Consider the following 11,921-nt stretch of genomic DNA (forward strand, 5'->3'; position numbering starts at 1 on the left):
ATTCCCGACGGCATAGAAGCATTAAATTTATCTGAAATCGCCGTGCAGGCAGAAACGGAGATACAGCGAGAAGCGCGGCGCAATTTTACGCCGCGCTTCTCGTTTTGAGGAGATGAAAGGGGACTTAGGCTTATTTGTGTTTGTCGACGACGACGGCCGCGGCCATGTCGCCGCCGACGTTGTTGGCTGTGCTGCCCATGCCTATGATGGCGATGAGCCCCGCTACGAGCGAGACGCCTTCCACCGGGACGCCCGCCGCGGCGAGGACCATGCCCAGCGTGACCATGCCGCCCTGCGGGATGCCGGCGGTGCCCATAGCGGAGACCGTCGCAGCTATCATGACGGAGATGAACAACGACGGGCTTATCTCTATGCCGTAGTAGTTTGCGAGGAATACAGTGAAGACGCACTGGTAGAGCGCGGTGCCGTTCTTATGCATCGCGTTGCCGAGCGGTATGACAAAACTTTTTACCGTCTCGGAAACTTTGAGTCTGTCGAGCGCTTCGTTTTCAAAAGGTATCGCCGCAGCCGAAGTCTGCGAGGTGAAGGCGAAGACGAGCGCGCCGAAGGTCGCTTTGTAGAAGTTTCCTATTCCGGTGCCTGAGAGCGCCGCGCATCCGCCGTAGACAAGCAGGTTGTTGAGCAGGAATCCTATGTAGACGACTATTATCAGTCCGGCCATCGAGAGCAGCATGTCTATGCCGTTGACGGCCATCGTTTCTGTGACTATTGCGAATATGCCTATGGGAGCAAGCTTCATTATGAATGAGGTGATATTCGATATCGCAGTTTTGACGGCCGTAAGGACATCGTAGAGCGGACACGCGGCCTCTTTGCTGCATATCATGCCTATGCCGAGGAACACTCCGAAGACGACTATCGCGACCATGTCGCCGGAGCTGAGCGCCTTATATATGTTGGACGGGACGAAGTTTATTATCGTCTTTATGACGCTGACCGCCGGCGGGACCGTGACGCCGCCCGCAGCCTCGTAGGATACGCCTTTGCCGACGCCGAAGATTTCCGCGACTCCGAGGCCTATGGCGGTCGATATGAGCGTCATTATGAAGAATGCGGCGATCGTCTTTACGCCGATGCTTCCGTATTTTTTGATGTTGTCTATCTCGTAGACGCCTGTGACGAGCGTGCTGAAAATAAGCGGAATTATTATCATCTGGATGAGGTTGAGGAAGAGCGTGCCTATCGGGGCGATGTAGACGCGCGCCATGTCCGCCGCGCCGGCAGTCTGTAAGACGAGCCCCGCCGCCGCGCCGAGCACGGTCGCGACGAGCATTTGCATTGAAAGATTCATTTTCATTACTGTATTTCTCCTTTGAAGATGTTGAAGCGTATTCTTGGGACGGAGGCCGCCTTATGCATTTTGTCGAACGTCTCTTCCGGCGAGGCGAAACGGCCCTGCGTGCACATCGTGAATTTTTTGAGAAGCTGCTCGCGGCTGAGCGGCGAGTCGAGCGTGCGTCCGAGGCCGAAGGGTATCTCTTTTTCGTAGGTTTTGCCGTAGGTCTCTATTTTCAGGACGCAGGGCTCGGCCTCCACGAAGTCCGGGAATTTGTCCGTGACGCTCATCTCTACCTTTTCCATGTAGCCGAGGAGCTCCGGGCTTTCAATGTTGTCGCGCGCGAATGCGCCGAAGTCATAATCGCAATTTTTCATGACGTTCGCGACTGCGAAGTTCATCGAGAATTTCGCCTCGGTTTCGTTGCGCGGGCGGCTGTAGATCAAGTTGTTGGTGGTGTATTTCGGCACGAGGACCTTCACCGATTTCACGGCGCGCGGGTCGATCCCGGTCTCGCGCAGGAAGCTCTGCATTCCGTATATCGCGGAGTGCGAGGCGCTGCAGCACGGATAGGCTTTGATAAGGAAGCTTTCGCGCAGCATGCTCCACGGTTCTCCAAGGTTCATGCTCTTCGCTGCCGTCGGCTGATAATAGGCCTGGAAAAATCCGCTTTTGCCTTCAAGCACGTCGGGCTTGCCCGTCACTCCGGCGCTGGCCATATACACGGAGCGCACAGCCGCCGAGGCCGCGAGCCCGCAGTGGCAGAATTTCATCATAGAGCCGAACTGCGCCATGAGGCCGCTGCACTGCGAGACGGCTATCGAGACGGCGTTGACGAACTCGGTTTCGCCTAGCTTCAGCAGCCACGCGCACGCCGCGGCGGCCCCAATGACGCCGAAGACAGGCGTGATGTGGAAGCCGCGGAAGTTCATGCCGGGTATCATGAAGCTCGCCGCCTTGAAGCTGACCTCGGTGCCGAGTAGGTATGCGCGGATGAAGTCGCGTCCAGAGACCGCCGTCTCGTCGGAGAGGGCGAGCATCGCCGGAAAGAGCACCGCCGAATTGTGTCCGATGATATTTGAAGAGTTGTCGAAGTCGAAGTTGTGTGAGACGAAGCCGTAGAAGAGGGCTTTTTCCTCGGCGTCGAGCTTTTCCAGCAGACGCTCCGGCTCCTCGACGTCCGTCCTTTTTTTCGCGCTTAGGTATTTCGTTATCGACCGGGCTGAGTTTTCATAAAGCCCGGCCTTCATGCACCCCATGCTGTCGGCGAAGAGATCCGCCGCGATATCTTCCATCTTCAAAGGAAGTTCTTTTTCCCCGTAGTTTTTGCAGAATTCGCAGATCTGCTCTGTAAAATAACTCATTGTGTTTCTTTGTGTTTCCTTTCGATGCCGCCGAAGCGGCCCCTCTGTACGGGGATCTCAGTATTTTTCTGCTCTTTTGCCTACTTTTTCAGAAATATCGGATTCGTCCACGCCTTTCTTCCATATTTGTCCACGCACTCTGCGCGGACATAAGTTTCACGTCCTTTCAGCTTGTATTCGCCGCCCGTAAGCTCGTCTTCAAACGGAGAGCCCATGACGGTTATCCCGTCGCCGACGTCGCCGCCTGCGATGAAGTTTATTCTGCTGACTTTGGAACATTCGACGCAGGCGCGCCCGTCGCGCACGCACCAGTCGTATATTTCAGGCCCCGCAGACGAGTAGAAATTGCCGACGAGCAGATTTTCTATTATCGCGTCGTGCGAGAGTTCCGGCGCGCGCACCGTCACCCAGCCGCCGCATGAGTCGTCGAATATTCCTTCGTTGTGGTTGTCGTCCGTCGCAGTGCCCCAGACGCGGCGTCCTGCGCGCAGCATCACGTCCCAGTGCACGGTATCAAAGCCGGTGCCGCTTTCGTTTTCCGTGTCGTAGTTGAAAATCTCAAGCGCAAATACTCCCTCTTCGCCCGCGAACTCGTACTCCGAGACGCGCGACCAGACGGGATGGTTGTACATCGCGATGAAACCCATGCGGCGCATGCGCTCCACCATGTCGCGCAGCACCGCGGCTCCGTTCCACTCCTTGAAGTAGACGCGCTGCGGCAGGAACTCCAAATGTTCCGGCAGCGGCTCCGGCGCTTCGCGCACCATGCTGGATGTGCCGAGCAGCGCGTTGACGTGGTGGACCTTTACGCGCTTCTTGAGGCCGAAGTCTTTATAGAGCACCGCCGAGGCTTCGTAGCCCGGTATGATGATGAAGTCGTCGCCGTCGAAGTCGGTGCGGTAGTCGCTGTATCTGTCGTGGTCCGTTATGGCGAGGAAGCTGTAGCCGTGGTCGCGGAACATGCGGACCGACTCCGCCGGCGTTAGATGCCCGTCGGAGTTGGTCGTATGGCTGTGCAGGTTGCCCTTGTACCAGTTTCCCTTTGCAGAAAAGCCGCGTATATCTTCCATTGCGCTACAGCCTTATGCAGTTTCTGTCCATTATCGTGATGTGCACCGTATCGCCGTTGGCGAAGAGCGCCTTGCTGCGGAAGAGCGTGTCGGATAGTATCTCCTGCCCGTTCGCAAGTATCTTGTAGCGCAGCACGTTGCCGCGCGGCGTCTGGTCGACTATCTTCCCGTCGAACTGGTACGCGCCGTCTACCGGAGCGAAATCCTGCGACAGTTCGACAGTCTCAGGGCGCACCGCGACTTCGTTGGACTCCGCGTAAGGCCTGCCGGTCAGTTCGGAGAATGCACGGTCCGAAAGTATATTGTAATTGCCGATGAAGCTCGCGGCGAAGGTGCTCGTCGGCGAGGTGTACATCTGTATTGGCGTTCCGGACTGCTCTATGCGGCCTGCGTTGAAAAGGTGTATGACGTCGGACATGACCATGGCCTCGTCCTGGTCGTGCGTGACGAATACGGTCGTTATCCCCATGTCGCGCTGTATGCGGCGAATCTCTTTCTGAAGCGATTTGCGCAGCTTCGCGTCTATCGCGGAGAGCGGCTCATCGAGGAGGAGCACTTTCGGCTCCGTCACTATCGAACGCGCGAGCGCGACGCGCTGCTGCTGCCCGCCGGAGAGCTCGGACGGCATCGCCTTCTCGCGGCCTTCGAGCGCGACCATCTCGACCGCGCGTTTGACCTTCGCGGCTATCTCGTCCTGCGGCGTCTTTTTCATGCGGAGGCCGAAGGCGATGTTGTCGAAGACGTTCATGTTCGGGAAGAGGCTGTACTGCTGGAAGACCATGCCTATCTCGCGCTTGCTCGGCTCGGTGTAGGTGATGTCCTTGCCGTCGAGGAATATCTTTCCTCCGCTGACGTCTTCAAGACCGGAGAGGCAGCGCAGCAGAGTGCTCTTGCCGCAGCCAGACGGGCCAAGAAGCGTGACGAAGTCGCCGCGCTCTATATCAAGGTCTATCCCCTTCAGGACCATGTTGTCTCCGAATTTTTTGACTACGTTCTCAAATTTTATATAACTCATTACTTTTTAACCTCCCCGGCGGAAGCCTCCGCCTTTGACTTGAAACAGAACACCGCCGCGGAAATCAGCAGCGTGACCACAAAGAGCACCATTATCACCGCGCTCGTGAGCTGGCCGGAGATAAACATCTTTTTCAGAAGATACATCTGCGCCGTCGAGTAGTAGCTTCCGCCTATCGTGTTGACGATGACGAAATCACCGAAAATCAGAGCTATCGAGAGCATCGAAGCGATTACGACGCCGGAGAGCATGCAGGGGACGATTATCCTGAAGAACGCATAGAACTTGTCCGCGCCTAGCATCTCCGCCGCCTCGACGAGACGCAGCGCGTCGACGCTGATGAGGCTGTTCTTTATCCCCTGATACATGTACGGAAGTATGACTACGCAGTAGGTGAGCACGAGCATCACTATGCGGTTCGAGAAAGGCCACGGCGCGCCCGCGTAGAGAGAGAGGACGCTGACTGGAAGTATGACGCCCTGGATCGCGTATGGAATCGTGCATATCATCTGAAGATATTTATCGAGCCCCGGCATGTAGAGCACTACCGCGTACATCGCGAGCAGCAGCACCGCCGCCGTGATGAACACCGGGATGAACGAAATCACCACAGTGCGCGCGAGCGACGCCCAGAATATCCGGTCGCCGAATATCTCGGCGTAGTAGCGCAGCGTGAAGCCTTCCGGAAGTATGTCCATCCACTCCGTAAAGAGCGAATAGACGAGCGTCAGGAAAAGCGGCAGCAGAAGATAGGCGATAATAAGCCCTATAACGAATTTCCCGCCAGATTTTTTTCTCATCTTTCGCGCCTCACTTCGCCTTTTTCGTCCTCATCTTGAGTATCCTGTCATTTATCGCTATCGTCGCCGTCATAAGAAGCATCAGCACGACGGCGAGCGCCGAGCCGAATTCCCTGCGCTGCACAACGTCGCCGACGAACTGTTCCGTTATCTTGATCGGCAGCAGCGCGAAGTTGTTCTGCATCAGCGCGTAGGCCGTCGCGTAAGCAGCCACCGCGTTAGCGAAAAGTACGCTGAATGTGCCGAGTATGCTCGGGAGAAGGTTCGGCAGGCCGACGCGGAGCCAGTAGACGGTTTCGCTGCCGCCGAGGAGCGCGACCGCTTCGCGCCATTCTTTGCGCAGCCCGTCGAAGGCCGGGATGAGCAGCAGCGTCGCGAGCGGTATCTGGAAATATATGTAGCAGAGCAGCAGCCCCCAGATGCTGTAGATATTGAACGAAGCGAGCGCTTCTATGCCGTGGTGCTTGCCGAGCATTACGAGCACGCCGACGTTGCCGAGCAGGATGATGTAGGAAAACGCCAGCGGGATGCCGGAGAAGTTAGAAGTCATGTTGAGCACGCTGAGGAATATGTTGCGCAGCTTCGAGTCCGCAGATTTATAGGCTTTCGCGCCCCAGAAGGCGACGAACAGCCCGATGAAGGACGACAGTATCGAGACCCAGAGGCTGTTGACGAGCGCCGTGCGGTAGAGCCGCTTCGTGAAGATGTCCGTATAGTGCGCGAGCGTGAATCCGCCGCCGCCCTCCACGGAAAAGCTGCGCATGACCGTCGCCGCCACCGGCAGAAGCTCAAATAGCAGCGCGATGATGGCGAACGGCAGAAGCGCCGCGAGATAAAGTCGTTTGCTGTTTTTCAAAAGAATATCTCCTATCGTGACGAGAAAAACGGAGCCCGCGAAATAGAAGCGGGCTCCGCAGACCATCGCTCTATTTCGCGTAGGCCATTACCTCTTCCTGCCATTTCGTGCCGAGAGTCTTTGCAGCTTCTTCCCAGGCCGCGAAGTCCTGTATCGGGCGCGCCTTCGCGTACTGTTCCTTCGGCAGCATCTTCGCCTTTACGTCGTCGGGGAGGACGACGCTCGAACGTATCGGCGTTGCGTAGCCGCGGGCGAGGTTTATCTGCCCTTCGTCGCTCAGTATGTACTCACGCGCGAAGGCTGCGGCGTGCGGGCGCTTCGTGTAGGCGTTGATAATCGTCGCGTATCCGCTCTGCACCGAGCCGTCGGCGGGGATGCAGACGTCGTACTCGGCGTCAGGGTTGTTCGCCTTAAACTGGTCGCGGTAGCCGAGAGCATTGTAGTCCCAGATGAAGTAGCAGGCTATCTCGCCCTTTTCAAGGCGCGCGACGTTCGGCTCGCCCTTGTCGATGCGTCCCTGCTCCGCGAGCTTGCGGAAGAAGTCGAAGCCCGGCTGGAGGTTCGTCTCGGAGCCGCCGTTAGCTATAGCCGCGGCGAGAAGGGCGTTCTGCGCCTGCGTCGCCTGCGCCACGTTGCCCGGCGTCACCATGTAGTCGCCTTCGAGTACGTCGGCGAACGACTTCGGCGGGTTCGGGACGAGCTTTCTGTTCGTGATTATCGCAATCGTGCCGTAGTAGCCTATCACCCAGTCGCCGTCGTCGTCCTTCGCCCACGCCGGGATTTCGTCCCAGTAGCTCGTCTTATAGGGAAGCGTCAGCCCCTTGCTCTCGGCGAGCGGTCCGAAGGACTGGCCGACGTCGCCTATGTCCTTGGTCGCGTTATCTTTCTCAGCCTCGAATATCGCAAGTTCCTCGGCAGAGGACATGTCCACGTCCGTATGCTCTATTCCATATTTATCCTTAAGGTCCGTCCACGTCTGGACCCAGTTCGCCCACGAGTCCGGCATGCCGACGGAGTCGACGCGGCCCTCTTCCTTCGCTTTCGCGAGAAGCTGCTCGACCGTCAGCGAGTTGAGGTCTACCTTGCCCGCGACCTCCGCGCCTTCCTTGCTTCCGCCGCTCATCATCGTAAACGCGGCCGCCGCTATCACTACGACTATCGCGGCAATCATCAAAACTTTCTTGTTCAAACCCAATCTCCTCCAATGTTTTATACTTCGCTCATTCAAAGCGGTTTCATTATAGGAATATTAGGTAAAGGCAAGCTTTTGCCAAAGTAACGGAAGCGCAACGGCAAAGCAAAAGGCATTTAGGATTTTCAGAGCCAAAGGGGAATTTGAAGAGCTGCGCCGCGGCGCGTGAAATTTACACGGCGGCGCAAAATTACGAAACGGGCCGCCCCTGTGCGGACGGCCCGTGATTTTATATTATGGGCTTAACGACGGCTCATTTGGACAAGCGCGCGAGGCGTTCGGCGATTTTCGCGGCCGTGGGCGCTTTGCCCAGGCCGCCGTAGGTACAGCGCAGCTCGGGCGGTAGCTTCGTGCCGACGTCGTACATCGCGGCTATCGTCTCGTCGAGGGGGATGACTTTGTCGTAGCCCGCGAGCGCCATGTTGGCGCAGGAGAGGGCGTTCGAGCCGCCCATGACGTTTTTGCCGAGGCAGGGCACTTCGACGCGGTTCGCTACGGGGTCGCAGGCTAAGCCCGTGATGTTCTGGAGCGCCATCGAGGCGGCGTCAACGCACCGGCGCGCCGTCCCGCCAGCGAGCTGGACGAGCGCCGCCGCGGCCATGCCGGAGCCCGCGCCGCACTCGACCTGGCAGCCTCCGACCTCGGCGGCGAAGGTCGCGCCCTCGGCTATGAATATTCCGACGAGCCCCGCCGCGAGCATCGCGCGCGTGATTTCCGCGCGGCCCATGCCGAGCGCGCGCGCCGCGCCGATTACGGAGCCGGGCAGGCAGCCGCAGGAGCCCGCGGTCGGCGCGGCGACAATCACGCCCATCGAGCTTTTCGTCTCCATTATCGCCGTTATCGACTTTATCATCGAGTTGAGCACGTCGCAGGGCAGCAGCGCGCCGCGTCCGCGCGCGGCATCAATCATATATGCCTGCGAGCCGAGTATGCGGTCGGCGTAGTCAGTTCCCGCAAGGCCGCCGTCGAGCGCTCGCTCCATGATTTCGACGAGCGCGGACATTTTATCGAAAACCTCTTCGCGAGAGGTGCCGCCGCGCGCGGCTTCGTACTCCGCGGCGAGCTGCCACATTTCGAGATTTTTACCCTCGTTCCACGCGAGCATATCTTCCGCAGAAGAAAAAGGCACGGCTACGTTCGCGCGCGAGAGCGTCGGGAGCACGGGGTTGAGGAAAATCACGTCCGAAGCCCCGGCCATTTCGAGCGCGGCACGAATCGCCGCCTCGTCGGGCTTTTCATGGAATTTCGCGGAGAGCAGAGCTTTGCCGCCGCGCTCCTCCACGCTCATAAAATCCGGCGCGGGGATGAAGCCCACGGAGGCCGCCGCGTTTTGCCCCGTAAAGAGCGCGAGCAGCTCGTAGAAATCGCCGCGTATCGAGACGGGGAAATCCTCGAAGCGCGTCATCTCTATCATGCCGCCGCCGGTCGATATCGCCTCCCAGCGGCGCGCCGTCCCGCCGCGCGTCTCCGCCGTTATGCGGTAGGTGTTCGGATGCTCCGCGCCGTAGTCGTATTCGCGGAATTTCAGCTCGAGCCCCGCGGCCTTCGCGTTGTCCCAATATTTATCGACGCCCTCCGCCGTCAGCGGCGTGCCGAGAAATCCGCAGACGAGCCCCAAGTCCGTGCCCTGCCCCTCGTGGACGACCGCGAGCGAGCCGTTCACGTCGAAGTCTACGACTGCGCGCGCGGGCGTCGCGCCGAGAGACATGCGCACAATCTCCGCAATGCGCGCCGAGGCCGCCGTGTGCGAGCTCGACGGCCCGCGCATCACGGGGCCTATAACGTCGTTGAAAATGCTTGCCGGAGTTTTATTCATCGTCTTTTCCCTCACTTTCGGCATCTTCGCCGCGCTCCGTTTCCGCCGCCGCCGCGGCCTGTACGTATTCCAGGAATTTTTCCGCGGCGCGCGAGAACACCTGATATTTCTTCCACGCGAGGACGAGCCCCGCCGTCACGCGCGGCTCGAGCGGACGGAAGCAGAGGCCGCCGTTCGCGTAGAGGCCGCCGACGCCCTCAATCGTCAGCACCGCGCCGATTCCCTCCTCGGCCATCAGCGCGGCGTTGAATACGAGATTGTAGGTCGCCACGATGTTCAGCTCGCGGAAGTCGCGGCCGAGCCAGCCCGACATCTCGTTGTTGTCGAGCATCTGACGAGAGCATATCAGCGGCACGCCCTCCAAATCCGCGGGGCGCACGACGTCCTTCGCGGCGAGCGGGCAGTCGCCGCGCATCAGGAAGCCCCACTCGTCCTCCCGCGGAAACGTCAGATAGTTGTATTTATCGAGATTCACCTGCCCGACGAAGAGCGCGAAATCTATCAGCCCCTTGTCTAGCCGTTCGGCGACCGCCTCCTCGTGGCCGCTGAAAAGGTGAAAGCGCACGCCGGGGTAATCGCCGCCCATGCGCTTCATCTCGCGCAGTAGGAAGCGCATTCTGTCCGTCTCGGCGCAGCCGATGAAGACGTCGCCGCTCACAGCCTCGCCCGCCGCCGTTATCTCGCTCTCCGTCTTGTCGAGCAGCGCCGTGATTTCCTCGGCGCGCTTGCGCAGCAGCATCCCCTCCTCGGTCAGCGTAATCTTGCGGCTGCCGCGCACGAAGAGCCGCCGCCCGAGCTCGTCCTCAAGCTCCTTGATCTGGCGCGAAAGCGTCGGCTGCGTTATATGCAGATACTCCGCCGCGCGCGATATGCTCTCCTCGCGCGCGATTGCGAGAAAATACTGAAGCACACGAAGCTCCATACGACCACCTCCGGCTCTTATTATATACCTCGGAGGCATGGATTAGCCTTTAATTTAAGCATTTGATATAGCCGTTGCGCTTCCATATAATGCGCTTAAAGGATGTGAGGCGATGAAAAATCCTGAACAGAGCGGCGAAGCCGCGGCGGAGCGCAACCTTCGCGACGCGGGCTGCTGCGATGAATTTATCCGCGAATTCACGGAGCTCGGACGCGGCGGCAGAGAGGCAGAACAACGGCGGCTGCTCGCAAAGCGCAGGGCGGAGCTGCTCGACGAGCTGCACGAGAGCCAGAAGCGCATCGACTGCCTCGACTATCTGATTTACATGCGGCGCAGGGGCGGCGCGTAAATTCCGCGGAAGAAGCAAAGATTTACAAAAAACCATAAAATAGGAGGACGAACGATGAAAAAAGGATTTACGGCAAAATTCAAGGCGGCGGCGATTTTCTGCGCCGCGCTGCTTACGGCGGGGGCGGCTTACGCCGCGGAGACCGAGGAATGGGACAAGACCTTCCCGAAGAGCGGCAAGGTCGAGCACAGCAAGGTGACCTTCCGCAACCGCTACGGCATCACGCTGAAGGCCGACCTCTACAAGCCGAAGGGCGCGCAGGGCCGGCTCGCGGCGATCGCGGTCTGCGGCCCGTTCGGCGCGGTGAAGGAGCAGGCGGCGGGGCTTTACGCGCAGACGATGGCGGAGCGCGGATTCCTGACGATAGCCTTCGACCCGTCGTTCACGGGCGAGAGCGGCGGCGAGCCGCGCTACATGGCGTCGCCCGACATCAACACGGAGGACTTCATGGCGGCGGTGGACTATCTCTCCGTGCGCGACGACGTGGACCCCGATAAGATAGGAATCATAGGCATCTGCGGCTGGGGCGGCATGGCGCTCAACGCCGCGGCGCTCGACACGCGCGTGAAGGCGACGCTCGCCTCGACGATGTACGACATGACGCGCGTCAACGCGAACGGCTACTTCGACGCCGAGGACAGCGCCGACGCGCGCTACGCGAAGAAGCAGGCGATGAACGCCCAGCGCATCGAGGACTACAGGAGCGGAACGTACAAGCTCGCGGGCGGCCTGCCCGACAAGCTGCCCGAGGACGCGCCGCAGTTCGTCAAGGACTACTACGCCTACTACAAGACGGAGCGCGGCTATCACCCGCGCTCGCTGAACTCCAACGGCGGCTGGAACGTCACGGGCTGCGAGTCGTTCCTCAACCAGCCGATACTGCGCTACAGCAACGAAATCCGCAGCGCCGTGCTCGTCATGCACGGAGAGAAGGCGCACTCCTGCTACTTCAGCCGCGACGCCTATGCCGCGATGATAAAGGACAACCCCTACGCGGACAACAAAGAGCTGCTGATAATCCCCGGCGCGTCGCACACCGACCTCTACGACAACCTCGACGTGATACCGTTCGACAAGATTACGGAGTTCTTTACGAAGTATCTGAATAAGTAAAAATTACGGAAGCGGCGGCGAGAACGGCCCGGGCGCACGGCGCGGGCCGTTCTTTGCTTGTATATTCATGCGGCTGAAATTGCCGGCACGGCACAGCCTTGGCAGGCACGGCGAAGCCGCCGCCGCT

At 59.3% G+C, this 11,921-nt stretch carries 11 protein-coding genes; 2 read left to right on the plus strand and 9 right to left on the minus strand.

Translation table 11 applies throughout. The features are described 5' to 3' along the window. Positions 1–130 precede the first annotated feature (130 nt). The 9 genes from ABGT66_RS01540 to ABGT66_RS01580 form a co-directional block, all read right to left on the minus strand. A complete protein-coding gene (locus tag ABGT66_RS01540) occupies positions 131–1,318 on the minus strand; it encodes a dicarboxylate/amino acid:cation symporter (RefSeq protein WP_346688351.1) in 1,188 nt (395 codons plus the stop codon). Beyond that, a complete protein-coding gene (locus tag ABGT66_RS01545; RefSeq protein ID WP_346688353.1) occupies positions 1,318–2,661 on the minus strand; it encodes an MmgE/PrpD family protein in 1,344 nt (447 codons plus the stop codon). The genes ABGT66_RS01540 and ABGT66_RS01545 overlap by 1 nt, the downstream gene beginning before the upstream one ends. A gap of 80 nt (positions 2,662–2,741) precedes the next feature. Further along, on the minus strand, positions 2,742–3,731 hold the full coding sequence (locus ABGT66_RS01550) for a CehA/McbA family metallohydrolase (protein ID WP_346688355.1): 990 nt from the start codon (positions 3,729–3,731) through the stop codon (positions 2,742–2,744). 4 nt (positions 3,732–3,735) lie between these two features. Continuing rightward, positions 3,736–4,746, minus strand: coding sequence for an ABC transporter ATP-binding protein (locus ABGT66_RS01555; RefSeq protein WP_346688357.1), 1,011 nt, complete (start codon positions 4,744–4,746; stop codon positions 3,736–3,738). Next, positions 4,746–5,546 carry an ABC transporter permease gene (locus ABGT66_RS01560; protein ID WP_346688359.1) on the minus strand — a complete coding sequence of 267 codons (801 nt, stop codon included), beginning with the start codon at positions 5,544–5,546 and terminating at the stop codon, positions 4,746–4,748. Before ABGT66_RS01560 ends, ABGT66_RS01555 begins: the two co-directional genes overlap by 1 nt. A 10-nt stretch (positions 5,547–5,556) precedes the next feature. Further along, positions 5,557–6,402, minus strand: coding sequence for an ABC transporter permease subunit (locus ABGT66_RS01565; protein WP_346688360.1), 846 nt, complete (start codon positions 6,400–6,402; stop codon positions 5,557–5,559). Positions 6,403–6,472: 70 nt separating this feature from the next. Further along, positions 6,473–7,591: an extracellular solute-binding protein gene (locus tag ABGT66_RS01570; protein ID WP_294195095.1), complete on the minus strand. Its 1,119-nt coding sequence runs from the start codon at positions 7,589–7,591 to the stop codon at positions 6,473–6,475. A 256-nt stretch (positions 7,592–7,847) separates the two neighbouring features. Continuing rightward, positions 7,848–9,434: an L-serine ammonia-lyase, iron-sulfur-dependent, subunit alpha gene (locus tag ABGT66_RS01575; protein WP_346688362.1), complete on the minus strand. Its 1,587-nt coding sequence runs from the start codon at positions 9,432–9,434 to the stop codon at positions 7,848–7,850. Next, positions 9,403–10,332 carry a LysR family transcriptional regulator gene (locus tag ABGT66_RS01580; protein WP_346688364.1) on the minus strand — a complete coding sequence of 310 codons (930 nt, stop codon included), beginning with the start codon at positions 10,330–10,332 and terminating at the stop codon, positions 9,403–9,405. Before ABGT66_RS01580 ends, ABGT66_RS01575 begins: the two co-directional genes overlap by 32 nt. 112 nt (positions 10,333–10,444) lie before the next feature. Here ABGT66_RS01580 and ABGT66_RS01585 point away from each other — a divergent pair, with 112 nt between their 5' ends. Then, entirely contained in the window at positions 10,445–10,681 is a 237-nt protein-coding gene (locus tag ABGT66_RS01585; protein ID WP_346688365.1) for a hypothetical protein, read from the plus strand. Positions 10,682–10,735: 54 nt separating this feature from the next. Next, positions 10,736–11,794, plus strand: coding sequence for an alpha/beta hydrolase (locus tag ABGT66_RS01590; RefSeq protein WP_346688366.1), 1,059 nt, complete (start codon positions 10,736–10,738; stop codon positions 11,792–11,794). Positions 11,795–11,921: the final 127 nt, after the last annotated feature.

This window comes from uncultured Cloacibacillus sp., assembly GCF_963926575.1.
Classification (GTDB): domain Bacteria; phylum Synergistota; class Synergistia; order Synergistales; family Synergistaceae; genus Caccocola; species Caccocola faecigallinarum.